The sequence below is a fragment of the Sphingomonas hankookensis genome (assembly GCF_022664465.1).
In the GTDB taxonomy this organism is placed as follows: Bacteria; Pseudomonadota; Alphaproteobacteria; order Sphingomonadales; family Sphingomonadaceae; genus Sphingomonas; species Sphingomonas hankookensis.
Genome location: NZ_JAKREV010000002.1, coordinates 300,956 through 325,366 on the forward strand (window position 1 = coordinate 300,956; position 24,411 = coordinate 325,366).

General features: G+C 65.7%; 23 protein-coding genes. 14 read left to right on the forward strand and 9 right to left on the reverse strand.

Going from position 1 to position 24,411, the window contains the following annotated elements; genetic code table 11:
- On the reverse strand, positions 1-1,275 hold the full coding sequence (gene eno, locus MF610_RS06730) for a phosphopyruvate hydratase (RefSeq protein WP_242194164.1): 1,275 nt from the start codon (positions 1,273-1,275) through the stop codon (positions 1-3).
- A gap of 144 nt (positions 1,276-1,419) precedes the next feature.
- Here eno and MF610_RS06735 point away from each other — a divergent pair, with 144 nt between their 5' ends.
- The 5 genes from MF610_RS06735 (at position 1,420) to MF610_RS06755 (ending at position 3,334) form a co-directional block, all read left to right on the forward strand.
- On the forward strand, positions 1,420-1,926 hold the full coding sequence (locus MF610_RS06735) for a hypothetical protein (protein ID WP_242194166.1): 507 nt from the start codon (positions 1,420-1,422) through the stop codon (positions 1,924-1,926).
- A gap of 8 nt (positions 1,927-1,934) precedes the next feature.
- Positions 1,935-2,267: a phage holin family protein gene (locus MF610_RS06740; RefSeq protein WP_242194168.1), complete on the forward strand. Its 333-nt coding sequence runs from the start codon at positions 1,935-1,937 to the stop codon at positions 2,265-2,267.
- A complete protein-coding gene (locus MF610_RS06745) occupies positions 2,267-2,578 on the forward strand; it encodes a hypothetical protein (protein ID WP_242194170.1) in 312 nt (103 codons plus the stop codon). The genes MF610_RS06740 and MF610_RS06745 overlap by 1 nt, the downstream gene beginning before the upstream one ends.
- The gene (locus MF610_RS06750) at positions 2,575-3,021 is read left to right on the forward strand and encodes a hypothetical protein (RefSeq protein WP_242194172.1); all 447 of its coding nucleotides are present in this window, start codon (positions 2,575-2,577) and stop codon (positions 3,019-3,021) included. Before MF610_RS06745 ends, MF610_RS06750 begins: the two co-directional genes overlap by 4 nt.
- Before the next feature lie 91 nt (positions 3,022-3,112).
- On the forward strand, positions 3,113-3,334 hold the full coding sequence (locus MF610_RS06755) for a DUF4170 domain-containing protein (protein ID WP_125660786.1): 222 nt from the start codon (positions 3,113-3,115) through the stop codon (positions 3,332-3,334).
- 450 nt (positions 3,335-3,784) lie between these two features.
- Here MF610_RS06755 and MF610_RS06760 read toward each other — a convergent pair whose 3' ends face one another.
- The 5 genes from MF610_RS06760 to carA form a co-directional block, all read right to left on the reverse strand.
- Entirely contained in the window at positions 3,785-4,441 is a 657-nt protein-coding gene (locus tag MF610_RS06760; RefSeq protein ID WP_242194173.1) for a rhomboid family intramembrane serine protease, read from the reverse strand.
- A gap of 6 nt (positions 4,442-4,447) precedes the next feature.
- Positions 4,448-4,924, reverse strand: coding sequence for a transcription elongation factor GreA (gene greA / locus MF610_RS06765; protein ID WP_056004117.1), 477 nt, complete (start codon positions 4,922-4,924; stop codon positions 4,448-4,450).
- An 84-nt stretch (positions 4,925-5,008) separates the two neighbouring features.
- Positions 5,009-8,341: a carbamoyl-phosphate synthase large subunit gene (gene carB, locus MF610_RS06770; RefSeq protein ID WP_242194177.1), complete on the reverse strand. Its 3,333-nt coding sequence runs from the start codon at positions 8,339-8,341 to the stop codon at positions 5,009-5,011.
- Between the two features lie 10 nt (positions 8,342-8,351).
- Positions 8,352-8,558 carry a DUF4177 domain-containing protein gene (locus MF610_RS06775; RefSeq protein ID WP_242194180.1) on the reverse strand — a complete coding sequence of 69 codons (207 nt, stop codon included), beginning with the start codon at positions 8,556-8,558 and terminating at the stop codon, positions 8,352-8,354.
- Positions 8,555-9,754: a glutamine-hydrolyzing carbamoyl-phosphate synthase small subunit gene (gene carA / locus MF610_RS06780; protein WP_242194183.1), complete on the reverse strand. Its 1,200-nt coding sequence runs from the start codon at positions 9,752-9,754 to the stop codon at positions 8,555-8,557. The genes MF610_RS06775 and carA overlap by 4 nt, the downstream gene beginning before the upstream one ends.
- Before the next feature lie 145 nt (positions 9,755-9,899).
- Here carA and MF610_RS06785 point away from each other — a divergent pair, with 145 nt between their 5' ends.
- The 8 genes from MF610_RS06785 (at position 9,900) to MF610_RS06820 (ending at position 19,597) form a co-directional block, all read left to right on the forward strand.
- Positions 9,900-10,352 (forward strand): GatB/YqeY domain-containing protein, encoded by a 453-nt coding sequence (locus MF610_RS06785; RefSeq protein ID WP_242194186.1) that lies wholly within the window; start codon positions 9,900-9,902, stop codon positions 10,350-10,352.
- 63 nt (positions 10,353-10,415) lie between these two features.
- Positions 10,416-12,221, forward strand: coding sequence for a DNA primase (gene dnaG / locus MF610_RS06790; protein WP_242194188.1), 1,806 nt, complete (start codon positions 10,416-10,418; stop codon positions 12,219-12,221).
- Positions 12,222-12,385: 164 nt separating this feature from the next.
- A complete protein-coding gene (rpoD, locus tag MF610_RS06795; protein WP_242194189.1) occupies positions 12,386-14,428 on the forward strand; it encodes an RNA polymerase sigma factor RpoD in 2,043 nt (680 codons plus the stop codon).
- 192 nt (positions 14,429-14,620) lie between these two features.
- Positions 14,621-15,271: a DUF6975 family protein gene (locus tag MF610_RS06800; protein WP_339328518.1), complete on the forward strand. Its 651-nt coding sequence runs from the start codon at positions 14,621-14,623 to the stop codon at positions 15,269-15,271.
- A 237-nt stretch (positions 15,272-15,508) separates the two neighbouring features.
- Positions 15,509-16,351, forward strand: coding sequence for an AAA family ATPase (locus MF610_RS06805; RefSeq protein WP_242195298.1), 843 nt, complete (start codon positions 15,509-15,511; stop codon positions 16,349-16,351).
- 103 nt (positions 16,352-16,454) lie between these two features.
- Complete coding sequence (locus MF610_RS06810) at positions 16,455-16,997, forward strand: CHAP domain-containing protein (RefSeq protein ID WP_242194193.1); 543 nt, start codon at positions 16,455-16,457, stop codon at positions 16,995-16,997.
- Between the two features lie 40 nt (positions 16,998-17,037).
- Positions 17,038-18,408, forward strand: coding sequence for a hypothetical protein (locus MF610_RS06815; protein WP_242194195.1), 1,371 nt, complete (start codon positions 17,038-17,040; stop codon positions 18,406-18,408).
- Positions 18,409-18,418: 10 nt separating this feature from the next.
- Complete coding sequence (locus tag MF610_RS06820) at positions 18,419-19,597, forward strand: vWA domain-containing protein (protein ID WP_242194198.1); 1,179 nt, start codon at positions 18,419-18,421, stop codon at positions 19,595-19,597.
- A gap of 1 nt (position 19,598) precedes the next feature.
- Here MF610_RS06820 and MF610_RS06825 read toward each other — a convergent pair whose 3' ends face one another.
- Positions 19,599-19,889 carry an Hpt domain-containing protein gene (locus tag MF610_RS06825; protein ID WP_242194200.1) on the reverse strand — a complete coding sequence of 97 codons (291 nt, stop codon included), beginning with the start codon at positions 19,887-19,889 and terminating at the stop codon, positions 19,599-19,601.
- A 79-nt stretch (positions 19,890-19,968) separates the two neighbouring features.
- On the opposite strand from MF610_RS06825, the gene MF610_RS06830 reads away from it, so the two are divergent.
- Positions 19,969-22,251, forward strand: coding sequence for a coiled-coil domain-containing protein (locus MF610_RS06830; RefSeq protein ID WP_242194202.1), 2,283 nt, complete (start codon positions 19,969-19,971; stop codon positions 22,249-22,251).
- Between the two features lie 230 nt (positions 22,252-22,481).
- Here MF610_RS06830 and MF610_RS06835 read toward each other — a convergent pair whose 3' ends face one another.
- Positions 22,482-22,742 carry a DUF1467 family protein gene (locus MF610_RS06835; RefSeq protein WP_242194205.1) on the reverse strand — a complete coding sequence of 87 codons (261 nt, stop codon included), beginning with the start codon at positions 22,740-22,742 and terminating at the stop codon, positions 22,482-22,484.
- A gap of 8 nt (positions 22,743-22,750) precedes the next feature.
- Complete coding sequence (locus tag MF610_RS06840; protein WP_242194207.1) at positions 22,751-24,391, reverse strand: ribonuclease J; 1,641 nt, start codon at positions 24,389-24,391, stop codon at positions 22,751-22,753.
- Positions 24,392-24,411: the final 20 nt, after the last annotated feature.

Sequence of the window (24,411 nt, forward strand, 5' to 3'; positions counted from 1 at the left end):
TCAACGCAAAATTGAACGTCCCGCATAGCGCGCCGCGCCGGCCAGCTCTTCCTCGATACGGATCAGCTGGTTGTACTTGGCAAGCCGGTCCGAGCGCGCGAGCGACCCGGTCTTGATCTGGCCGCAGTTGGTGGCGACCGCGAGGTCGGCGATCGTCGAATCCTCGGTTTCGCCCGAACGGTGCGACATGACCGCGGTATAGCGGTTGCGCTGCGCGAGGTTCACCGCTTCCAGCGTTTCGGTCAGCGTGCCGATCTGGTTGACCTTCACCAGCAGCGAGTTGGCGAGGCCCTGTTCCAGCCCCATCGCCAGCCGCTTCGGGTTGGTCACGAACAGATCGTCGCCGACCAGCTGGACCTTGTCGCCGATCTTGTCGGTCAGCGCCTTCCAACCCTCGAAATCGTCCTCGCCCATGCCGTCCTCGATCGACAGGATCGGATAGCGCGCGGCGAGATCGGCGAGGTAGTCGGCCATTTCATGCGGGCTGAGCGACTTGCCCTCGCCGACCATCTCGTACCGGCCGCCCTTGAAGAACTCGGTCGCGGCGCAGTCGAGCGCCAGCATGACGTCGTCGCCCGGCTTGTACCCGGCGCGCTCGATGCTCTGCATGATGAAGTCGAGCGCGTCGATCGTGCTGGTGAGCGCCGGCGCGAAGCCGCCTTCGTCGCCGACCGAGGTCGACAGGCCCTTTTCCGACAGGCCCTTCTTCAGCGTGTGGAAGATTTCCGAACCGCACCGGACCGCATCGGCGATGCTGTCGGCGCCGACCGGCATCACCATGAATTCCTGGAAATCGATCGGGTTGTCGGCATGTTCGCCGCCGTTGATGATGTTCATCATCGGCACCGGCAGCAGATGCGCCGACACCCCGCCGACATAACGATACAGCGGCAGCCCGCGCGCATCCGCCGCCGCCTTGGCGACCGCAAGGCTGACGCCGAGGATCGCGTTCGCGCCCAGCCGCCCCTTGTTCTCGGTCCCGTCGAGCTGGATCATCGCTTCGTCGATGTCGCTCTGGTCCTCGGCATCCATGCCCAGCACCGCTTCGGCGATATCGCCGTTCACCGCCTCGACCGCGGCCAGCACGCCCTTGCCCAGATAGACGCCCTTGTCGCCGTCGCGCTTTTCGACCGCCTCGTGCGCGCCGGTCGACGCGCCCGACGGGACCGCGGCACGGCCAAAGCTGCCGTCCTCGAGCAACACATCGACCTCGACGGTCGGGTTGCCGCGGCTGTCGAGAATCTGGCGGCCATGCACCTGGATGATTGCGGTCACGTAACGACTCCTTCTATGGCCGTGGGAACGGCTCGGTCGCGGCCCCTCTATCCATTCGGCCCGCGCCTCGCAAATCCTTGCGCTCGGCACGGAACCCGGCCGGTGCCGCATGGTTTTCCTACCGAAACGAAGAAAGGATTCGTTATGACCGACTTCAATCGGCCCGGCACCTCGCCGACGACCAACGACACCAGTATCGTGCTCGACACCGATCTCGCGCCCGTAACCGGCACGACCACTGACAGTGCGAGCGACACCGCCGCCGGCACCAAGCAGACGCTGAAGGACGAAGCGTCGAAGCTGTCTGCCAAGGCGACCGAAAAGGCCCGCGGCCTGGTCGACGAAGGCAAGACGCGCGCGACCAGCGCGCTCGACGAGTTCTCGAAGCTGATGGACGATGCCGCCGGCACCGTCGACGAGAAGCTCGGCGAGCAGTACGGCCAGTACGCCCGTTCGGCGGCACAGGCGATCTCCGGCTTCTCGGACGGCCTGCGCGGCAAGGAGGTCGAGGACCTGCTGGCCGATGCGCGCGAATTCGTGCGCAAGAGCCCGGCGATCGCCATCGGCACCGCCGCCGCGCTCGGCTTCGTGCTGGCCCGCGTGGTCAAGGCCGGCGTCGACGCCGACACCACCCCGTCGACCAAGGGCTGACCCCGACCATGGGGGATGAGGGGCTGGGAACGGTCGTCACCCGCGTCGTCGACGATGCCAAGGCCTACGCACAGGCCGAGGTGACGTTGTGGAAGACGGTGGCCGGCACGCGTGGGTCACAGGCCGGCATCGCCGCCGGTCTCGCGGCCGGTGCGGTGGTGATCGCGCTGTCGGCGGTCGTCGCGCTGCTGGTCGGCGCGATCCTGTCGCTGCGGCCGGTAATGGGTCCGGGTTGGGCCACGTTGCTGGTCGTCGTCGTCGCACTCGTGCTGGCCGGGATCCTCGGCAAGATGGCGGCGAGCGGGTTCAAGCGGGTCTTCGCCCCGTTGGGAGACAAGTGATGATCCCGCCCACCCTCGCCGCCGCGCAAGCCGACGTGCTGGTCAAGCGCGCCCGGCTGAAGGCCAGTATCGCCGAGGCGAAGCACCGCCTGTCGCCCGCCACCATCGCGTCGGGCGTCGCCGACGACCTGCGCGACAAGGCGGAGGATGGCGTCGCCCTTGTCCGCGAGCGGCCCGGCGTCGCTGCCGGCATCGCGACCGGCCTCGTCGCCCTGCTTGCCCGCAAGCGGATCGCCCGGCTGTTCCACCGGGGCGCCCCGCCCCCACCGCCTCTGCCCCCGACCGCCCCGAACAAGGATGTAGCATCATGAGCGAACTCAAGACCGCCCCGACGGCGACCACCGGTACGATCGACACGATCAAGGACAAGGCGTCGACCGCCGCCCATGCCACCAGCGATGCGGCGCACGACGCTGCCAAGCGGGCCTCGGATGCCGCGCACGATGCCGCCAAGCGCGCCTCGGACACCATCGAAACCAGCCCGCTCGCGGTGCTGGCCGGTGGCCTCGCCCTCGGTGCCGTCGTCGGCGCGCTGCTGCCGCGCACCGCGCAGGAAACCCGGACGCTCGCGCCGCTCGGCAAGAAGCTGTCGGCCGCCGCAACCGCCGCTGCCGCCACCGCGCGCGACGTCGGCAAGGAACAGCTGACCGCCGCACTGCCCAGCAAGGACGGCGCCAAGGAGCAGCTGCGCACGGTGTTCAGCAACGTCGTGCAGGCCGCCACCGACAGCGGCAAGAGCGCGATCAAGGGCTGATCGACTGATATCACGCCAGTTTATGGGTTGAAGGGTACGCTCCGTCCGCTATGCGGCGGGGCGTATCTTTTTTTGCACTGCGGGAGCGATCATGAGCAAACTCCACCTCGTCTTCGGCGGCCGCGTCACCGATCCGCGCACGCTCGACTTCGCCGACCTGAAGGCGATCGACGTCGTCGGCGTGTTCGGCGACTATGCCAGCGCTGAAAAGGCATGGCGCGCCGCCGCGCAGCGGACCGTCGACGATGCCGAGATGAAATATGTCGTGGTCCACCTGCACCGCCTGCTCGAACCGGAACTGCCCGCGGCGTAAGGCGCGATAGACGCTTCCGTTCGGTTCGAGCCGCTTCGAGCTTGTCGAGAAGCGTCCGTCGAGAACCCGGAGACGCGGCACGGTTGTGCTTGCGACAGGAACAACCGCGCCAGCCGCCTCATCCGTCGCTGCAACGTGCGAGATTTCTCCGGTTCGGGCGCACTCTCCCCGAACGCACCCCCTCCGCGTCTCCGCGCCTCCGCGCGAATCACTATCTTCTTCGCGTCATCGCGCCTTCGCGTGAAGCAAGCCTTCTACTTGGGAGCCGCAACAGCGGGGCTGGTCTGCGGGACCGGCTTGATCGCCCCCGTTATAGACCAACACCGTCCATCGGTCCCATTTGAGGCGGCCCCTTCTCGACTTCGGTTCTCGACAAGCTCGAAGCAAACGGGGGGTAATGCGCAGGAAACGGGGAGAATGTGGGAGTAAGCGGGGTATCCGCCGAACACCTTACTCAGCCAACGGCCGCCCACCCCAGCGCCACCGCAACAGTGGCCGCAACAGCACCATCCCCGCAACGAACCCGCCGACATGCGCCGCGCCGGCAATCGGCATCCCGCTGCCCGCGCTCGACCACCCGATGAACAGGTTCAGCGCGGTCCAGAACACGCCCAGCCAGATCGCATGGACCACATGCGCGGGGATCGGCCCGATCGGCTTGGCCTTGGCGCCACCGAACAGCAGCGCATAGGCCCCGATCAGCGCAGAGATTGCGCCGCTCGCCCCGACCATCACCGATATCGACGACGGCCCGAGCGCCCATTGCGCCGCCGCGGCGGCATAGGCCCCCACTACCAGCAGCACGATCACCCCGCGCAGGCCCACCGCCCGCTGGGTCGGCGTGCCGACGATCAGCAACGACAACAGGTTGAACCCCAGATGCAGCCAGCCGTCGTGAATGAACGCAGCGCTCAGCGGCGTCAGCACCACCGGTACCAACGGCAGATTATCCGACACCGCCGAAGGATCGCCGCCGACCCGCAACGGCCAGAACCCGCCGACCGCCGCCGCCCAGTCGACCCGGCCCGTCAGGATCAGGAACGCGCTGACGACCGCGATCAATCCGCCGATCGCAAGGATCGCGGGGGACGGACGCCGCTCGAACATGGGGGTTTAGATGAACTCGATCTTCGAGATCTGATAATAACGGTCGCCCGACGGCACCGTCACTTCGACATCGTCGTCGATCTTGCGACCGATCAGCGCACGGCCCATCGGCGAATTGTACGAAATACGGCCGGACTTCGCATCCGCCTCGGTCTGGCCGACGATCTGGTAGGTCACCGCCTTGTCGTCCTCGTCGAGCAGCGTCACGGTCGCGCCGAACACGACCTTGTCGCCCGACAGGTCCTTCGGGTCGATGACCTGCGCACGCGACAGCTTGTCCTCGATATCGGCGATCGACGCCTCGATCTGGCCCTGTCGTTCCTTCGCCGCATGATATTCGGCGTTTTCCGACAGGTCGCCGTGCGCGCGCGCTTCCTCGATCGCATCGATGATCTGCGGTCGTTCGACCTTCAGCTGCTTGAGGTGTACCGTCAGGCGGTCATAGCCCTCCTGCAACATCGGCATCTTTTCGACCGTCGCCATCGCGCCGCGCGTCCCTTTTGTCAGTGCCCCCTCCGAACGGACGGACCACCGGCCCGTCCGCGCGCAACATTATGCTGATGGGGATCAGTTGTGCGATTGCGAATAATAAGACTGCAACGGCCGCACTTCAAGGGACCGGGCCGCCAGCGCCTGAATGGCCTGTGCGACTGCAACACTTGCCGGAGCCGTGGTAAAATACGGCACCTTCTGCGACTGCGCCGATGCGCGGATCGATTCCGAATCCTTCAGCGACTGCCACCCTTCGGTCGTGTTGAAGATCATCGCGATATCGCCGTCGAAAATCTTGTCGACGATATGCGGCCGACCCTGCGCCACCTTGTTCACGCGTTCGACGGGCACGCCGTTTTCGGCGAGGTAATCGGCGGTGCCACTGGTCGCGACGATGCGGAAGCCCATGTCGACCAGCAGCTGGACGCCCGGCAGGATCACCGGCTTGTCGCCATGCTTGACCGATACGAACACCGTGCCGCTCTTGGGCAGGACGATGCTGGCACCCATCTGCGCCTTGGCAAAGGCGGTGGCGAAATCGCTATCGATTCCCATGACTTCGCCGGTCGACTTCATTTCCGGCGACAGGACCGGATCGACTCCGGGGAAACGCCCCCATGGAAAGACCGCTTCCTTGACCGCGACATGGGTAATGTTGCGATCGATCACCGGCAGGCCGCTGAGCTTCTCGCCCGCCATCACCCGCGCCGCGATCTTGGCGACCGGCGTCCCGATCGCCTTGGCGACGAACGGCACCGTACGGCTGGCCCGTGGATTGACCTCGATCAGATAGACCTTGCCGTCCTTGACCGCGAACTGGATGTTCATCAGGCCCTTGACGTTCAACGCCTTGGCCAACGCCACCGTCTGCCGCTCGATCTCGGCGATCGTCTCGGCGGACAGCGAATGCGGCGGCATCGAACAGGCGCTGTCGCCCGAATGGACGCCTGCTTCCTCGATATGCTGCAACACACCCGCGACAACGACGTCATCGCCGTCCGCAATTGCATCGACATCGACCTCGATCGCGTCGCGCAGATACTGGTCGATCAGCACGGGCGAATCACCCGACACCTGCACCGCGGTCTGGATATAGTCGTCGAGCTGCTGGATCGAATCGACGATCTCCATCGCCCGTCCGCCCAGCACATAGCTCGGCCGCATCAGCACCGGATAGCCGATCCGCTCGGCGATCACCGCCGCCTCGTCCCGGCTGCGCGCGAGGCCATTGGCCGGCTGCAACAAGCCGAGCGAATTGACTAGATCGGCGAACCGCTCACGATCCTCGGCAAGGTCGATCGAATCGGGCGTGGTGCCCAGGATCGGGATACCGGCGGCCTCCAGTGCGCGGGCGAGGTTCAGCGGCGTCTGCCCGCCGAACTGCACGATCACCCCGACCAGCTCGCCCTTCGACGCCTCGACATGCAGGATTTCCAGCACGTCCTCGGCGGTCAGCGGTTCGAAATACAGCCGGTCCGACGTGTCGTAATCGGTGCTGACCGTCTCCGGGTTGCAGTTGACCATGATGGTCTCATACCCGGCGTCGCTCAGCGCGAAGCAGGCATGGCAGCAGCAATAATCGAACTCGATCCCCTGCCCGATCCGGTTCGGACCACCGCCCAGGATCACGATCTTCCTGCGCTCCGACGGCGCGCTCTCGTCCTCGGGCTCGCCAAAGGTCGGCGCCTCATAGGTCGAATACATATACGGCGTCTTCGCTTCGAACTCGGCGGCGCAGGTGTCGATCCGCTTGAACACCGGTCGCACGCCCAGCTTGTGCCGATGTTGGCGCACTTCGTCCTCGGTCACGCCACCGGTCATCATCTTGACGACCTCGTGGATCAGCCCCGATCCGCGCGCGATGCCGCGCTCCATGCCGCGCAGATTGGCCGATTGCAGCGCCAGCCACGCCAGCCGCTTGTCCGAAAAGCCCATCGCCTTCAGACGCCGCATACCCGCCGCGTCCTGCGGCAGGCCGTTGGTGCAAACTTCGGTTTCCGCCGCGACGATTTCCGCCATGCGTTCGAGGAACCACGGATCATATTTGGCGATGGCGTGCACTTCGGCGACGGTGAAGCCTTCGCGCAGCGCCTGCGCCGCGACCAGCAGCCGGTCGGGCGTCGCCACGGCCAGCGCCGCCTCGATCTCCGCGCGCGGCGCGCCAGCCAGCCGCTCGACGTTGTTGAACCCGGCCAGCCCGGTTTCCAGTCCCCGCAGCGCCTTTTGCAGCGATTCATGGATGTTGCGGCCGATCGCCATCACTTCGCCGACCGACTTCATCGCGGTCGACAGCACCGCTTGCGACCCCTTGAACTTTTCGAAGGCGAAGCGCGGAATCTTGGTGACGACGTAATCGATCGTCGGTTCGAACGACGCCGGCGTCGCGCCCGTAATATCGTTGTCGATCTCGTCTAGCGTGTAGCCGACCGCCAGCTTGGCGGCGACCTTCGCGATCGGGAAGCCGGTCGCCTTCGACGCCAGCGCCGACGACCGCGACACACGCGGGTTCATCTCGATGACGATCAGGCGACCGTCCTTCGGGTTGACCGCGAACTGTACGTTCGAACCCCCTGTTTCGACACCGATTTCCCGCAGGACCGCGATCGATGCATTGCGCATGATCTGGTATTCCTTGTCGGTCAGCGTCAGCGCCGGGGCGACGGTGATCGAGTCCCCGGTATGGACGCCCATCGGATCGATATTCTCGATCGAACACACGATGATGGCATTGTCCGCACGGTCGCGGACCACCTCCATCTCATATTCCTTCCAACCGAGCAGCGATTCCTCGATCAGCACCTCGGTAGTCGGCGAGGCGTCGAGCCCTTCGCGGACGATCTTGAGGAACTCGTCGCGGTTATAGGCGACGCCGCCACCGGTGCCGCCCAGCGTGAACGACGGGCGGATGATCGCCGGCAACCCGACATGCTCGAGGCCCGCCAGCGCCTCCGCTTCGGTATGCGCGATATGGCTGCGCGCGGATTCGAGGCCGATCTTGTCCATCGCGACCTTGAACTTCTGACGATCCTCGGCCTTGTCGATCGCCTCGGCATCGGCACCGATCATCGTCACGCCGAACTTCTCCAGCGTTCCGTCATTGGCCAGCGCCAGCGCGGTGTTCAGCGCGGTCTGCCCGCCCATCGTCGGCAGGACGGCGTCGGGGCGCTCCTTCTCGATGATCTTCGCGACGATCGCCGGGGTGATCGGCTCGACATAGGTCGCGTCGGCCAGGTCGGGATCGGTCATGATCGTGGCGGGGTTGGAGTTGACGAGGACGATGCGATAGCCCTCCTCCTTCAACGCCTTGATCGCCTGCACGCCCGAATAATCGAACTCGCAAGCCTGACCGATAACGATCGGCCCCGCGCCGATGACGAGGATGGACGAAATGTCGGTGCGTTTTGGCATGATGGTCCGCTCAGCCCTTCGGGCGCTTGAAAATGAGAGTTACGGGCGGGCTGGCGCCGAACGTCGCCTTGCCGCTGATCGAGGTGGCCAGTTCCCAGCCCTGCGATCCGAGATAGGTCAGCGCACCTTGCAGGGACTGACGATGACCTTCGCCAAATTGCTGACGCAGCTCGACAAAGCCATCCTCCAGCTCGGCTGCAAGATACTCCCACGTCATGCGGGCGCCTTCATCATGCCCACGAACCGCTCGAACAGATAGAAACTGTCCTGCGGCCCGGGCGACGCCTCGGGATGATACTGCACGCTGAACGCGCGGCCGCCGTCAACTTCCAGTCCCGCGTTCGATCCATCGAACAGCGACACATGCGTCTCGCGGACGTTCGCCGGCAGGCTGTCGCGCTCGACCGCAAAGCCATGGTTCATGCTGGTGATCTCGACCGCGCCATCGGACAACCGCTTGACCGGATGGTTCGCGCCACGATGCCCCTGATGCATCTTGCTGGTGGTCGCACCCAGCGCAAGGCCCAGCAACTGGTGGCCCAGGCAGATGCCGAACAGCGGCTTGCCGGTCTCCAGCAACTGCCGGATCACCGGCACCGCATACTCGCCGGTCGCGGCCGGATCACCCGGACCGTTCGACAGGAAGATGCCGTCGGGGTTGGCCGCCATGACCTCGTCATAGGTCGCGGTGGCCGGTAGCACGGTTACTTCAGCACCCGCATGAACAAGATTGCGGAAGATATTGCGTTTGCTGCCAAAATCGATCGCAACGACGTGCGGGCGCGATGGGCTTTGTGCGACACCTTCGCCACCTTCGGCGGTCAGGCTGTCGTCATACCCCTTGCCCAGATGCCACGCCCCGCCGGCCCAGCCATAATGCGTTTCGCACGACACCGACTTGGCAAGGTCCATGCCCTCCAGCCCCGGCCATGCCTGCGCCTGTGCCAGCAGCGCCGGGATGTCGAACTCACCCGTAGCCGAATGCGCGATCACCCCGTTCGGCGCCCCGCCCTGCCGGATGCGACGGGTCAGCGCCCGCGTATCGATCCCGGCCAGCCCGATCCGGTTGTGCCGCGCCATCCATGCGTCCAGATGCTCGTTCGACCGGAAGTTCGACGGTGCGGTCACGTCCTCACGGACGATCATGCCCAGCGCGTGCGGGTCGTTCGCCTCGACGTCATCGACGTTGGTGCCGACATTGCCGATGTGGGGGAAGGTGAAGGTGATGATCTGCCCGGCGAAGGACGGATCGGTCATGATTTCCTGATAGCCGGTCATCGCGGTGTGGAAGCACACCTCGCCCACCGCTGCGCCTTCCGCGCCAAAACCACGCCCCCACAGCACGTCGCCATTGGCGAGGACGAGGACACCCGTAGCTCCGTCGGGCATGGCGAAAGGCTTGGCGTCGGCCATGATAGGCGGGCACTCCTGGGTTGGTCTGATGATGTCGCTAAGCGGTGGCGGCTAATCCCAACCCCGCCCCCCGTCAATCCTGTGATCGCCGATCGATTGCGGCTAGGGGTGATCGCTTACCCGAATAAACGACATTGGAACCGCCATGATTCGCGACACCATCAAGGACGCGCTGGTCACCGCCATGAAGGGCGGGGACAAGGAAAGCACCGCCACGATCCGCCTGATCCAGTCGTCGATCAAGAACCGCGATATCGAGGCCCGCACCGGCAAGGCCCCCGACAGCGACGATGCGCTGGTGGTCGAGGTCTTGCAAAAAATGGTCAAGCAGCGCCGCGAATCGATCGAGATGTACGAAAAGGGCAACCGCCCCGAACTCGCCGCCGCCGAAGCGCGCGAGGTGACCGTCATCGAACGTTTCCTTCCCACACAGATGGACGAAGCGCAGACCGCCGCGGCGATCGAGGCGATCAAGACCGAGCTGAATGCGGCGGGCATGAAGGACATGGGCCGCGTGATGGCCGAACTGAAATCGCGCCACGGCAGCGAACTCGACATGAGCAAGGCTAGCGCCGCGGTGAAGGCCGCATTAAGCTGACCAGCCTATAGCGGTCACCCTTTAGACGTTGCTCGAACCGAGCGGTTTGGGCTATGTGCGCGTATGACTCTTTCGCCCCAATTTCTGGATGAACTTCGGGCGCGCACGACCTTGTCGGCGCTGGTCGGCAAGTCGGTGAAGCTCCAGCGCTCGGGTAACGAGCACAAGGCGTGCTGCCCGTTCCATACCGAGAAGACGCCGAGCTTCTGGGTCAATGACGACAAGGGTTTCTACCACTGCTTCGGCTGTGGCGCGCATGGCGATGCGATCCGCTGGATGACCGACCAGCGCGGCCTGCCCTTCATCGACGCGGTAAAGGAACTGGCCGCCGCCGCCGGCATGGAAATGCCCGCGCAGGACGCGCGCTCGGCCAAGCAGGCGGAGCGCGCCAAGGGCCTGCACGAACTGATGGCCGACGCGCAGAGCTGGTTCGTAGACCGGCTGAGCGACGAAGGCGGCATCGCCCGCGACGCGCTGGCCAAGCGCGGGATCAAGCCCGAAACGGCACGCGCGTTCGGCATGGGCTATGCCCCCGACGCACGCGGCCGGATGAAGGCGGCGCTGGCGTCGTACGGCGATCCGATGCTGGTCGAATCGGGCATGCTGATCTCTGTCGAGGGCAAGGAACCCTATGACCGGTTCCGCGGCCGCCTGATGATCCCGATCCGCGATGCGCGCGGGCGGACGATCGCGTTCGGCGGGCGTATTCTCGGCGACGGCGAGCCTAAATATCTCAACTCGCCCGAAACCCCGCTCTTCGACAAGGGGCGCACGCTCTACAATATCGACCGGGCACAGACCGCGGCGCGCAAGGCCAAGCGAGTGATCGCGGTCGAAGGCTATATGGACGTCATCGCTCTGGCACAGGCCGGGTTCGATGAGGTCGTGGCGCCGCTCGGCACTGCCCTTACCGAGCACCAGCTCGAACGGCTGTGGCGGATGGCGGACGTGCCGATCCTGTGCTTCGACGGCGATGCGGCGGGGATCAAGGCCGCGCGCCGCGCCGCCGAACGCGCGCTGCCACTGCTACAGCCGGGCAAGAGCATCGCGATTGTCACCATTCCCGACGGCATGGACCCCGACGATCTGGTCCGTGCCGAAGGACCGCAGGCGTTCGAGGATTTGCTTGCGCGGCGCGAATCATTGTCCGATTTCCTGTGGCGGCTCGAACTAGCCACGCTGCCCCCCGGCGCTGGCCCCGACGAGCGGGCAGCATTCGAACACGAACTGGCACGCCTTGCCGGCACGATCGGCCACGAAGGCATTCGCCGCGAGTATTTCCGGACGTTCAAAGACCAGTTCTTCGCCCTGTTCGGTGCGAAAGACCGCCGCCTGCGCATCGTCGCCAACGACATGGCGGCGGCGGTGGACATCAAAAAGGTCGATCTGGTTTTCGCGTTTCAGCGCGCGATATTGATGGGATTGATGCAGCACGTAGATGTGCTGAAACGGCACTGTGAACTCGTAGCCCAGGTACCGATCGTAAATGGGCTGTTGCGTCGTTGGCGCGATAATTTGATCGATCTTGCGATCTATCGCAACGATCTGACCGAAAGCCTGCTTGGCGATACGATCGCCAGCGACCGGCAACTGGCGGAATTGGCACGGCGCGACAAGCAGATCGACCTCGCCTTCAGTTTCTGGCTACGCGACACGGACCCGACCGTCGCCGAAACCGACCTGCTACACGTCATCCAGATTTTGGTCGACGAACAGGCCTGCCGCCGTGCGGAAAATGCTGCGGCCGAGCGGTGCCGACAGGACACGACCGAGCGCACCTTCGCCGAATATCAGCAGGCACGGTCCGACCATGCGGCAGTGCAGGCACGCATCCGCGACTGGATGGAGGAACTGGACGAGGCGGCTTGATCCCCGTCCGCCCGCTACCCATATCGCCGCCATAGAATTGCCCTGAATCTAGCTGTCGCCCCGATGATTGCACGCTCTTGGCTTGCAAAACCCGTGGGCTCGGACAAAGACGACGGGTAAAATGGCGCAAACACACGCGCTGCGTAAATTTCTGAGGGTTATTGATGGCCAAGGCGAATGGTGGCGGCGACGACACGATCGATACCGGCGACGCGCCGCTGATCGACCTGAACGAAGGGTCGATCAAGAAGCTGGTCGCCCGTGCGAAGAAGCGCGGCTACATCACCGTCGACCAGTTGAACGAGATGCTGCCGCAGGATCAGATGACCTCGGAGCAGATCGAAGACATAATGTCGGCGCTGAACGACATGGGCGTCAACGTCGTCGAAAACGAGGACGCGGGCGAGGACGGCGAAGGCGACGAGCGCGCGAAGCAGGACGAGGACAGCGACGACGAAGCGTCGACCGACCAGGACGATGCCGCCGCGGCGTTCGAGCCGGTCAAGAAGAAGGAAACGGTCGACCGCACCGACGATCCGGTGCGAATGTACCTGCGCGAGATGGGCGCGGTCGAACTGCTCAGCCGTGAGGGCGAGATCGCCATCGCCAAGCGGATCGAGGCCGGTCGCGACACGATGATCTTCGGCCTGTGCGAATCGCCGATCACGTTCAACGCGATTATCGGCTGGTCGACCGCGCTCAACGAAGGCACGATGCAGCTGCGCGAGATTCTCGATCTCGACGCGATGCTGTCGAAGGACCCGGCGCCCGAATCGCTGTCCGACGACGAGGACGGCGACGATAATGGCGAGATTTCCGCCAAGACCGCCGGCCCGGCGTTCAAGGAAGAGGAAGAGCCCGAGGAAGCGTCGGTCGACGAGGACGAGGAAGGCGGCGAACGCCGCACCCCGCGCCCGAGCGACGACGACGACGAGGACAACACCCTCAGCCTCGCGCAGATGGAAGAACAGCTGAAGCCGCAGGCTTTGGAGAAGTTCGCCAACATCACTGCCATCTTCAAGAAATTCTCGAAGATGCAGTCGCAGCGGCTTGACGCGATGGCGACCGGCGACGGGCTGAGCACGGCCGAGGAGCGCAAGTACCAGAAGCTGCGCGAAGAACTGACCGCCGAGGTCGAGAGCGTCCAGTTTCATCAGGCAAAGATCGAATATCTCGTCGATCAGCTCTATGCCTATAACCGCCGCCTGACCGCGCTGGGCGGGCAGATGCTGCGGCTGGCCGAGCGCCACAAGGTGCCGCGCAAGGCGTTTCTCGACAGCTATGTCGACCACGAACTGGACGAGCAGTGGCTGTCGTCGGTCGCGACGATCGACAAGAAATGGAAGGCCTTCGTCGAGAACGAAGGCGCCGCCGTCGACCGCATCCGCAGCGAGATCGCCGAGATCGCGCAGCAGACCGGCATGGCGCTCGGCGAATTCCGCCGCATCGTCAACATGGTGCAGAAGGGCGAGCGCGAGGCACGGATCGCCAAGAAGGAAATGGTCGAGGCGAACCTGCGCCTCGTGATATCGATCGCCAAGAAATACACCAATCGCGGGCTGCAATTCCTCGACCTTATTCAAGAGGGGAATATCGGGCTTATGAAGGCGGTCGACAAGTTCGAATATCGCCGGGGCTACAAGTTCAGCACTTATGCGACGTGGTGGATCCGGCAGGCGATCACCCGCTCGATCGCCGATCAGGCGCGGACGATCCGTATCCCGGTCCATATGATCGAGACGATCAACAAGCTGGTCCGCACCAGCCGCCAGTTCCTGCACGAACAGGGCCGCGAACCGACACCGGAGGAAATGGCCGAACGGCTGTCGATGCCGCTCGAAAAGGTTCGCAAGGTGATGAAGATCGCCAAGGAACCGATCTCCCTCGAAACGCCGATCGGTGACGAGGAGGATTCGCATCTGGGCGACTTCATCGAGGACAAGAACGCGATCATTCCGGTCGATGCCGCGATCCAGGCGAATTTGAAGGAAACGGTCGCCCGGGTTCTCGCATCGCTGACCCCGCGCGAGGAGCGCGTGCTGCGCATGCGCTTCGGTATCGGCATGAATACCGACCATACGCTCGAAGAAGTCGGCCAGCAGTTCAGCGTGACCCGCGAACGCATCCGCCAGATCGAGGCGAAGGCGCTGAGAAAGCTCAAGCATCCCAGCCGCAGCCGCAAGATGCGCTCCTTCCTCGACCAGTAATCGACCCCGCCCCGGCCCTTACCAAAGCGCCGGGGCGGTTCGTTTCGGGACAATATCGAACCGCGTAACTGCTTGGTCATCGCGGTTAAATTCGCGGCAACCGTGTTCCTACGCGCTTGGGTTATCTATTGCCGTCATACCGATGATCGAACGGGCGGCGCCCGTGCACGATCAGGGAGCCGGCGGTTGATAGTGGCGATTGCGAACAGGGACGGTTGCGATGCGGCGGAACGGCTTTCGCGGATCGTTCTGGCCGACGGCAGCGCCGGGCATGTCGCGCCGGTCCGGCTGGCACGCGCCGACGCCCTGTTGCGCGATGTCGCCGACGCGCTGCACCAGTTGTGCTCGCTCCACGGCCGCCATCCGGGCGTAGTCGACTATGCTGTCCGCGCCGATCAACACCCGGCCGCGGCCGAATGGTTCGAACAGGCAGCTGCGGCCTTTGCCGATGAGCGCGCCTATCTGATCCGTGTATCGGCCGCCGCCGGTCCCCCGCCCGGCACGCCAAGACAGGCGGCGGCCGAAGCGGCGCTGGCCGCCCAGCGCCACGCGATCGACCTGCTGGCGAGATCGGTGCGTCCCGGCTGTGCGCTCGGCGCAGCGATCGGCGTCACGCTCGACTGGCCGGTGATCCGCCGCCCGCTCGATGCCGCCGCGATCCGGCTCGGACTGGACACACTGCCGAACCATCTCCCCTCGCCGGCGCAGACGATGCGGCTGATCGATACGGTGACCGGCGACGGCCCGATCGAACGCGCCATGACCTTTGGCCTGCAGCAGTTGCTGGCGCAGCATCGCGGGTTGTGGGACCTGCTGGTCGCGCGCGCCGAAAGCCGCGGCTAGCGCGGTTTGCGACCAGGTTGGATCACCGGCACGGAGGTGATTTCGGTTCGGGGCAAGGCGAGAGGAGGGAGCGATCCTAGAGCATCGTGACAGACGAGCAACGCCGTCCCGGATCGAGAGCGCCCCGCCGCGGCAGTGGTCGCCCGCAGGGCGATGACGGTGGTTCAAGTTGGTCGGGAACCGCGCTAGCGCCCGCGCGCGTCCCCGCCTATCGTCCTGCCTATGACAGGACAGCCGATGCGCTTCGAAGGAACCGAGGGATATGTCGCGACCGACGACCTGAAGGTCGCGGTCAATGCGGCGGTGACGCTGCGCCGCCCGTTGCTGGTGAAGGGGGAGCCCGGCACCGGCAAGACGGTGCTGGCGCAGGAGATCGCGCGAGCCGTCGGTGCGCCGCTGATCGAATGGAACGTCAAGTCGACCACGCGCGCGCAACAGGGGCTATACGAATATGACGCCGTGGCGCGGCTGCGCGACGGGCAACTCGGCGATCCGCGCGTCCACGACATTGCCAACTATATTCGCCGCGGCAAATTGTGGGAGGCGTTCGTCAGCCCGGTGTTGCCCGTCCTGCTGATCGACGAGATCGACAAGGCCGATATCGAATTTCCCAACGATCTGCTCCACGAACTCGATCGCATGGCGTTCGACGTCTACGAAACGGGTGAACGGGTGGCTGCGCGCGAACGACCGATCGTGGTGATCACGTCGAACAACGAAAAGGAACTGCCCGACGCGTTCCTGCGCCGTTGCTTCTTCCACTATATCCGTTTCCCCGATCGCGCGACGATGCAGGCGATCCTCGACGTGCATTTTCCGGGGATACAAAAGCTGCTGGTGAACCGCGCGCTCGACCTGTTCTTCGCGGTACGCGACACGCCGGGGCTGAAGAAGAAGCCGTCGACCAGCGAACTGATCGACTGGCTGAAGCTGCTGCTGCACGACGCCATGCCGCTCGACGTGCTGGCGTCGCACGACCCGGCAAAGGCGATTCCGCCGCTGCACGGTGCGCTCCTGAAGAACGAGGCCGATGTCATGCTGTTCGAACGGCTCGCCTTCCTGCACCGCCGGCAGAGCTGACGCGCGACCAGCCGTTGCATCCGGGCGGCAGGATGTGGCGGAAACCGTTCGTTAACCGTAATCGCCAACCGATTGGCGAGGAACGCGTAGCACAATCGGGCGCATGTTCGGTTCGCTTATCCGGGGCCTGTTGCTCCTCGTCTTTGCCGGTGCCGCAAGCTTCCCGCTCGGGGCACGTTCGCTGCTCGATTATGTCGGGCAGTGCGTCCCCTTCGCGCGCGCCGCGTCCGGGGTCGAAATCTATGGCGACGCCTGGACCTGGTGGGATCAGGCCGACGGACGCTATCCGCGGGGACAAACGCCGCGGGTCGGTGCGGTGCTGACCTTCGAAAAGACATCGCGCCTGCCGCTCGGCCATGTCCTCGTCATCAGCCGTGTCGTCGAGCCGCGCGTGGCGATGGTGACGCACGCCAACTGGTCGCGGATCAACGGCGTCCGCGGCGGGGTCGAACAGGACGTGACGGTGTTCGACGTGTCGCGCAAGGGCGACTGGACGCGGGTCAAGGTCTGGTATCGCGACTCGCAGGGGCTGGGCAGCTCGGAATATCCGACCCACGGCTTCATCTACGGCCCCCGCCCGGCGGCGGAACTTAGCAGTGATGCGCCGGACTATGTCGGGTCGCTGATCGACGCCTACGCCCGCTAGACGCTTGGCCGCCGGCGATCCCCTCGGCTAGACCGGCGTGATGGGGACAGGGACACGCGATACGCCATGGGCGATCGTTGCGATCATCACACTGGTGGGATTGCTGCTGCGCTGCCTCGCCGCGCGGGGCGGGTTGTGGCTGGACGAGGCGTGGTCGGCGATCTTCGCGTACGACAGCGCCACCCCGGGGGGGGTGCTGTTCCGCATCAACCACGACAACAACCATCACCTCAACACGCTGTGGCTGCAATGGGTCGGCGCCGACGCGTCCCCGATGCTCCAGCGGACGCTATCGATCGTCAGCGGTACCGCGACGATCCCGGTTGCCGCAGCGATTGCAGCCCGGCGCAGGCCGACGGCGGCGATCGTTGCCGCACTGGCCTTTACCCTTTCCCCCTTCCTGCTGATCTACGGTACGGAGGCGCGGGGCTATGCGCCGATGCTGTTCGCGTTCGTCGTCGCGATCGCGTCGATTGATCGCTGGCTGACGGAGGAGACGGCGTCACCGGCGACCGCGCTGGCACTTGCGGCGCTGCTGGGCTGTCTCGCACAGGCGACGATGGTGTTCGGCCTCGTTGCGCTCGGCCTGTGGGTGCTGCTCGACCGGACGCGTGCGCTGGGGCCGGGGCGCGGCGTCGCGGCAACGTTGCGGGTGTTCGCACCGGCGGCGGCCGTCGTGCTGCTGCTCGTCGCGCTCGCATGGAGTGCGGCGGCGAACAGTCCCACCGGCTTTCAGTTCGGCAATCGTGAGCCGCACGACTGGGACAAATGGGGGCAGGCGCTCGACCAGCTCTGGGGCTGGAGCCTCGGCGTGCCGCTGCTCCTGCTACCAATCGCATTGCTGGCGCGGGTGGCGCGCGACCGGTTGTGGACGCTTGCGCTGCTGACCGCCCTGTTGTTGCCGCTGACCATCGGCCTGCTCGCGCTCCCTAATAGCGGCGGCGCGCGCTATTATGCGGTTGCCGTCCCGCCCGTGCTGCTCTGCGCAGCGATCGCGCTGCCCAACGCATGGGCCCGCGGACTAGGCTGGCGATCGCTCGCTGTCGTGATTGTCGTCGCCTTCAGCGCCTCGACCGCGCTGCGCGATGCCCAAGTAATCACCAACCTGCGCGGCGACCCCGGTCGCGTCGTCGCCACCCTCGCCCGCGTCGCACCACAGGGCGCGAGTGTCTCGGTCGATCATTCGCGCTCAACCGCGATACTGACCGCCGCCGCCCGTTCGCAGCATTACGCCCTGACGCTCGCCGACAACCCCTGCCCGCCGGCCTGCTTTCACTTCGTCGAGCGCGACGGCGACGCCCCCTTCCCCGCCCCGCTGATCCTGTGCGGTCGCCGCTATCGCGAGATCGCGCGGGGCGACCCGGCCGGGCTGTCGGGAACGCACTGGCGCCTGTACGCCGCGCTGCGCTAGACCGGCCGCCATGTTCCAGTCGTTCGTCGAAACCCTGCGCCGGGTCGGATTGCCGGTCAGCATCCGCGAACACCTGATGCTGGTCGAAGCGATCGATCGCGGCGTCATCGAACCGTCGCTCGACGCCTTCTATCACCTCGCCCGCGCGACCTTCGTGAAGGACGAGGCGATGGTCGACCGCTTCGATCGCGCATTTAGCGAAGTCTTCAGCGGTATCGCCCATGCGACCGGAGTCGATCCGCGACACCTGCCCGCCGACTGGCTGCGCGCCGTCGCCGAACGCTATCTCTCGCCCGAGGACATGGCGAAGATCGCCCCGATCGGCGACTGGGACCAGTTGATGGACCTGCTGCGCGAACGATTGACCGAACAGGACGAGGCGCATCACGGCGGGTCGAAATGGATCGGCACCGGCGGCACCAGCCCGTTCGGCCATGGCGGCTATAACCCGGAAGGCATTCGCATCGGTGGAGAGAGCCGCCACAAACGCGCGGTCAAGGTCTGGGAGGCGCGCGAGTTCCGCAACCTCGATAATGGCCGCGAACTCGGCACGCGCAACCTGAAGGTCGCGCTGCGCCGCCTGCGCCGGTTCGCGCGCGAAGGGCTGGCGGAGGAGATTGACCTCGACGCGACGATCGCCGGCACCGCGCGACGCGGCTGGCTCGACGTCGCGATGCGGCCCGAACGGCGTAATGCGGTGAAGCTGCTGCTGTTCCTCGACGTCGGCGGATCGATGGACCCGTTCATCGAACAGGTGGAGGAGTTGTTCTCCGCCGCGACTGCCGAGTTCCGCCAGCTCGAATTCTTCTACTTCCACAACTGCGTGTACGAAGGCGTCTGGCGCGACAACCGCCGCCGCTTCGCCGAACGGATCGCGACGACCGACCTGTTGCGTACCTATGGCGCCGACTACCGGCTGGTCATGGTCGGCGACGCGGCGATGAGCCCGTATGAATTGGTGCAGCCCGGCGGATCGGTCGAACATAACAACGCGGAGGCCGGCGCGGTGTGGCTGCAACGGATGACCGCACACTGGCGGTCGGCGGCATGGATCAACCCGGTCCCGCAACCGCATTGGGACTGGACCCACTCGACCCGGCTGGTCCGCGACCTGTTCGCCGACCGGATGTATCCGCTGACGCTAGCTGGATTGGACGATGCGATGCGCGAACTGTCGCGTCGGCGATAAGCTAGAAGCGGTCGACCGCGCGGTGCAGTTTGCGCAGCGTTACCTGGTCGCCGATCGGTGATGCTGCCGCCTCCGCCGCCAGTGCCATCAGTCGCACCGCGCCAAAGCTGGCCGCCAGCCCTTTGAGCCGGAAGGCAGCGGCGCTCCACTGCTCGCCCTCGGCCGCTTCCATGACCGCCAGCACCCGCCGGGCGCTGTCGACGAACGCTCCGCGCAACTCGGCGATCAGCTGCGGTTCGTCGCCTACCGCGGCCGCCAGCGTCGCATCGATCGCACCGGGATCATAAGCCATGCCACCCGGTTAGCGCGAACGGAGTTAACGCTTCGTTACGGCGCTGTCGCTGGCCATCCGATCGTGATAGACCCCGGCCATGAACGGGGGTTCGATCACCGGGCTGCATCAGCACCGCCACGAGGCCGACGACCAGATCGCGGCCGACAGCTATATGCATGACGAGCAGCATTGGCTGGCCGAGGCGGTCGTCGAACCCGAACCGATCCGCCGCAACTGGATCGCGCCGACGCTGGCCGGGATCGCCACTACGGCATGGATCGGCGGGATGCTGGCGTGGAGCGCGCCGTCGCTGCCCGCGCTCGGCCCGGTCGGCATGGCGTCGTTCATCGCCGCGCTGTGCGTGCCGCCGATGCTGTTCGGCATCGCGTGGCTGCTGCTGCGCCGGAACAGCCGGAGCGAGGCGCGTCGGTTCGCCGCGACTGCCCAGTCGATGCGTAGCGAGGCGTTGGCGCTCGAACAGGTGCTTGAATCGGTCCGCCGGACGTTGGCCGATTCGCGCGCGGAGGTCGTCGAGCAGAGCGCATCGCTGATGATGCTCGGCGACGCCGCGACCGATCGGTTACGCGGAATCTCGACCGATATGCGGCGTCAGATTGATGCCATCGGGGAAACCACCGCGACGCTAGACCGGATGAGCGCGACCACCGAACGACGGCTGTCGACGGTGCTGGCCACCCTGCCCCGCGCGCATGCCGAAACGGCGGAGATGGCGGCGCTGCTCGACACCACCGGCCTGACCGCCAGCGAACGCGTCGCCGCGCTCGACGCCCAGCTCGCCGTCGTCGCGCAACGCTCGCGCGAGGCGGACGAACTGGCCGGCGGTGCGGCACAGCGACTGGCCGCGCACATGCACCGGATGGAGGCGACCAGCGAGAGCGCGGGCGTCCGCCTCGAAAGCGTGATCGGCACCATGTCGGGCGCGATCGACGCCGTGCTGGAGCGTGCCGCCGCCGCGATCGACGAATCGCGCAAGGCGATCACGGCACAGGGCGACGCGACGATCGCGATGATCGAAGCCAATGGCTCGGCGATCGAACGCGCCGGTCGCGAAGGTGCCGAACTGCTCGCCGCCCGCGTCGCACAGATCGATACCGCGATCCGCACCCTCGCCAGCCAGCTGGACGATCGCCGCCGCGACAGTGAGGCGCTGTTAACCCTGCTCAACGACGGCTTGTCGGGCGTCGACGACCGGTTCGACCGGCTGCGCACCACCGGGGTCGAACGCGCGCAGGCGGTGGCCGGATCGGTCGGCGCGCTGACGCAGGTCGCCGATGCGCTGGCCGAAGCGCTCGCCAACGGCGACGACACCGCCCGCCGCGTCATCGCGACCGCCGAGGAAGTGCTGACCGCGCTCGACTCGGCCGCACGCGAAATGGACGAAACCCTGCCCGGTGCGCTCGACCGCTTGGACGCCCGCATCGCCGACAGCCGCGCGGTCGTCGCCGGATCGAAGCCTGAACTGCTGGCGCTCGTCACCGCCGCCGAAAGCACGCATGACGCGATCGAGGCGATTGCCGGCGTGGTCGAAATGCAGCGCGATACGCTGTCGACCGTGCAGCAATCGCTGCTCGACACGCTCGACCGCGGCGCCGAACGGATCGAAGGGGTCCGCACCGTCGTCGACGATACCATCGCGACGACCGTCCGCTTCGCCGAAGATGCCGCACCGCGCCTGTCCGAAGCGATGCTGCGCATCCGCGACACCGCCGAAGCCGCCAGTCAGCAGGCGCGCGATACCCTGTCGAAGGTCTTGCCCGACGCCGCGCGCGACCTTGAGACGCAGGGCGCACGAGCGCTGGCGAATGCCGTCGATCAGGCGGTGACCGCGCAAGTCGCCGAACTGTCGACCATCGCCAACCACGCCGTGGCCTCGGCCATCGAGGCGTCGGAGCGGCTGTCGCGGCAGATGCTCGACATCGCCGACACCAGCAAGCAGCTTGACGACCGCATCGCCGCCGCGCGCGCCGAGCGCGAGGCCGCCGACAGCGACCAATTCTCGCGCCGCGTCTCGCTGTTGATCGAGGCGATGAATTCGGCGGCGATCGACATTGCCCGCTCGCTGTCGACCGACGTGTCCGACACCGCATGGGCCGCGTATCTGAAGGGCGACCGCGGCGTCTTCACCCGCCGCGCCGTGCGGCTGATCGACAGCGCGCAGGCACGCGAGATCGCGATCCTCTACGACGAGGACGAAGGATTCCGCGATCAGGTCAACCGCTATATCCACGATTTCGAAGCGATGCTGCGCCAGATACTGGGCCTGCGCGACGGATCGCCGATGGGTGTAACGCTGTTGTCGTCGGACATGGGCAAGCTGTACGTCGTGCTGGCGCAGGCGATCGAGCGGTTGCGAAGCTGACGAGCGCGATTTTACAGCGCTTCTGCTTCTCCTAACCCGAACCAACCCAACCCGCTCGGTTCGAGCAGCTTCGAGCGAAGTCGAGAAGCGCCCGTCGAAAACACCGAAGTTGGGGCGGCCCCTTCTGGACTACGGTTCTCGACAAGCTCGAACCTGCGCTCTAAGCAAACGAATAGTTGGCTAGGTCTGGAAAACTCAGGCGGTACGCGAAGGCAGCCTAGCCCAAACCCTCAGCGATAAAAATCCAGCATATCCGCCGTCACCCATCCGAACACGAAGTTCAGGTAGAACAGCGTGAACAGCACCGTAGCGACGATGGTCGTGCGCCACGCCATCCGCCTGAAACTGAACCCGGACGGCGCGCTGTCAGCCTGTCCGGGCACCCGGGGTTCGCCCGCTTCCTGCGTCGTGCGAACCCCGAACGGCAATACCAGGAACATCGCGAACACCCAGAACAGCAGGTAGATCGCTAGTGCCGATTGCCACGCCATAACGGTCGTCAGGCCGGGATGATGAGGACGTCGACGACCGGCTTCTTGCCGGTCCAGCGCGTCGCGACACGCCGCACGGCAAGCCGGATCGCCTCGGGCAGCTTGCCGCGTTCACGCCCCTTGGACGTCACCGCTTCGGCCGCAGCGTCGACCGCTTCTTCAAGGAACGGCTCGCGATCCTCTTCCACGGGCACGCCCTGCACCCGGATCTGCGGTTCGCCGATCAACTGCCCGCGCCGGTCGATCGCGACCGCCACCGACATATGGCCATAGGCGGCCAGCTTGCGTCGTTCGTTGATCGTCGTGCCGTCCGCCGGCAGGATCACATCACCGTCGAGCGCAAGGCGACCGACGACAGCATTGCCGACCTTGACCGGGTTGCCCGGCGCCAGGCGCACGATGTCGCCATTAGTCTGGACCAGCGTCTGCTTGATCCCCTGCGACAGCGCGAAGCGGGCATGCTCCATCAGGTGGCGCATCTCGCCATGCACCGGCATCAGCACCTTGGGCCGCAGCCAGCCATAAAGCTTGGCCAGTTCCGGCCGTCCCGGGTGACCGGACACGTGAACATGCGCCTGCCGATCAGTGACCATCTCGATCCCCGCCGCCGCCAGCTGGTTCTGAATACGACCAATCGCGACTTCGTTGCCGGGAATCTGCTTCGACGAGAAGATCACACGGTCGCCTGATTCGAGGCTCAACTGATGTTCGCGATTGGCGATGCGGGCCAGCGCGGCACGGGCCTCCCCCTGCCCGCCGGTCGCGATGATCAGCACCTGATCGCGCGGCAGGCGCATCGCGGTGTCGAAATCCACCGTCTGCGGAAATTCCTTGAGATAGCCGGTCGCCTTGGCGACCTTCAGGATGCGGTCGAGCGAGCGGCCCGCGACGCACACCTTGCGGTTGGTGTCGCGTGCGACCTCGCCCAGCGTGTGCAGCCGCGCCGCGTTCGATGCGAAGCTGGTGACCATCACCCGCCGCCCCTCGGCCGACGCAATCTGCTCGAACAGCCCCTTGCGGACATCGGCTTCGGACCCCGACGCCTCGGTGTTGAAGACGTTGGTCGAATCGCACACGAGCGCGAGGATGCCCTCGTCACCGATCGCGGTCAGTTCCGCCGGCGTTGCCGGGGTCGCGACCATCGGCTGCGGGTCGAGCTTCCAGTCGCCCGAATGGAACACCTTGCCGTGCGGCGTCGAGATGACGAGCGAGGTCGATTCTGGGATCGAGTGCGCCATCGGCACGAACTTCACGCCGAACGGCCCGACGGTGATGTCGCCGCCCAGCTGCACGATCTTCAGCTTCACGCGGTCGGCAATGCCTTCCTCGTCCAGCTTGCCGCGGATCAGCCCGGCGGTGAACGGCGTCGCATAGATCGGCACGCCCAGATCGGCAGCCAGATAGGGCAGCGCGCCGATATGGTCTTCATGCCCGTGCGTGATCACGATGCCCAGCAGCTGGTCGCCGCGTTCCTCGATGAATTGCACGTCGGGCAACATCACGTCGATGCCGGGATAGGCCGGGTCGGCAAAGGTCACGCCGCAATCGACCATCAGCCATTTGCCGGCGGTGCCGTACAGGTTGACGTTCATGCCGATCTCGCCCGATCCGCCGAGCGCGACGAAGAGCAGTTCTTTCTTTGGTGTCACTCAATCTCTTTCAATGCCCG

Coding starts and splice junctions, on each gene's coding strand:
- MF610_RS06735 (WP_242194166.1), top strand. CDS start 1,420: ATGACCGACTTCAATCGGCCCGGCACCTCGCCGACGACCAACGACACC.
- MF610_RS06740 (WP_242194168.1), top strand. CDS start 1,935: ATGGGGGATGAGGGGCTGGGAACGGTCGTCACCCGCGTCGTCGACGAT.
- MF610_RS06745 (WP_242194170.1), top strand. CDS start 2,267: ATGATCCCGCCCACCCTCGCCGCCGCGCAAGCCGACGTGCTGGTCAAG.
- MF610_RS06750 (WP_242194172.1), top strand. CDS start 2,575: ATGAGCGAACTCAAGACCGCCCCGACGGCGACCACCGGTACGATCGAC.
- MF610_RS06755 (WP_125660786.1), top strand. CDS start 3,113: ATGAGCAAACTCCACCTCGTCTTCGGCGGCCGCGTCACCGATCCGCGC.
- MF610_RS06760 (WP_242194173.1), bottom strand. CDS start 4,441: ATGTTCGAGCGGCGTCCGTCCCCCGCGATCCTTGCGATCGGCGGATTG.
- greA (WP_056004117.1), bottom strand. CDS start 4,924: ATGGCGACGGTCGAAAAGATGCCGATGTTGCAGGAGGGCTATGACCGC.
- carB (WP_242194177.1), bottom strand. CDS start 8,341: ATGCCAAAACGCACCGACATTTCGTCCATCCTCGTCATCGGCGCGGGG.
- MF610_RS06775 (WP_242194180.1), bottom strand. CDS start 8,558: ATGACGTGGGAGTATCTTGCAGCCGAGCTGGAGGATGGCTTTGTCGAG.
- carA (WP_242194183.1), bottom strand. CDS start 9,754: ATGGCCGACGCCAAGCCTTTCGCCATGCCCGACGGAGCTACGGGTGTC.
- MF610_RS06785 (WP_242194186.1), top strand. CDS start 9,900: ATGATTCGCGACACCATCAAGGACGCGCTGGTCACCGCCATGAAGGGC.
- dnaG (WP_242194188.1), top strand. CDS start 10,416: ATGACTCTTTCGCCCCAATTTCTGGATGAACTTCGGGCGCGCACGACC.
- rpoD (WP_242194189.1), top strand. CDS start 12,386: ATGGCCAAGGCGAATGGTGGCGGCGACGACACGATCGATACCGGCGAC.
- MF610_RS06805 (WP_242195298.1), top strand. CDS start 15,509: ATGCGCTTCGAAGGAACCGAGGGATATGTCGCGACCGACGACCTGAAG.
- MF610_RS06810 (WP_242194193.1), top strand. CDS start 16,455: ATGTTCGGTTCGCTTATCCGGGGCCTGTTGCTCCTCGTCTTTGCCGGT.
- MF610_RS06815 (WP_242194195.1), top strand. CDS start 17,038: ATGGGGACAGGGACACGCGATACGCCATGGGCGATCGTTGCGATCATC.
- MF610_RS06820 (WP_242194198.1), top strand. CDS start 18,419: ATGTTCCAGTCGTTCGTCGAAACCCTGCGCCGGGTCGGATTGCCGGTC.
- MF610_RS06825 (WP_242194200.1), bottom strand. CDS start 19,889: ATGGCTTATGATCCCGGTGCGATCGATGCGACGCTGGCGGCCGCGGTA.
- MF610_RS06830 (WP_242194202.1), top strand. CDS start 19,969: ATGAACGGGGGTTCGATCACCGGGCTGCATCAGCACCGCCACGAGGCC.
- MF610_RS06835 (WP_242194205.1), bottom strand. CDS start 22,742: ATGGCGTGGCAATCGGCACTAGCGATCTACCTGCTGTTCTGGGTGTTC.